This is a genomic window from Pseudomonas sp. P867, from assembly GCF_019891455.1.
Classification (GTDB): Bacteria; Pseudomonadota; Gammaproteobacteria; order Pseudomonadales; family Pseudomonadaceae; genus Aquipseudomonas; species Aquipseudomonas synxantha_A.
The window spans coordinates 1-463 of the sequence record NZ_JAFLXB010000046.1; the positions used below are offsets into that span (position 1 = coordinate 1).

The following is a 463-nucleotide window of genomic DNA, read 5'->3' on the forward strand; positions in this document are numbered from 1 at the left end:
CACTGTGACCGTGCCTGCACCTACCGATGATGTGTTCATCGACAAGAGCACCCAGACGGTCCAGATCACTGACGCTTCTGGCGGCAACTTCGAGAAGTTGGAAGTCGCGGGCAACGGCGCCACCACCACGATCAACGACACCATCGACAAGGTGGACGTAGTTCTGACCGCCACCACCACCGTCGGCGAAGGCGGCAACATCGTTTACACCGCCAGCCTTGTGGATAAGAACGGTGCGCCGGTGACTAACATCACCAATCCGCTGACTGTCACCTTGGATAACGGCAAAACCATCACTATCGGTGTTAACGAATCCAGCGCTAGCGTTTCGGTTATTGCTCCTGATGATGTGTACAAAGGCGATCAAACCGTCACTACCGCCATCCAAGGCGTGACCGGCGGCGAGCACTTTGAAAATCTGATTCCAGGTACCGATAAAGTCACCACGACTGTAACTGACACT

The 463-nt window shown here is 54.9% G+C and carries 1 protein-coding gene; it reads left to right on the forward strand.

Annotated elements, in window-relative coordinates; genetic code table 11:
• Positions 1-463, forward strand: a 463-nt coding sequence (locus J1G33_RS27765) for an immunoglobulin-like domain-containing protein (RefSeq protein WP_223019175.1), incomplete at both ends; no start/stop codon positions are given.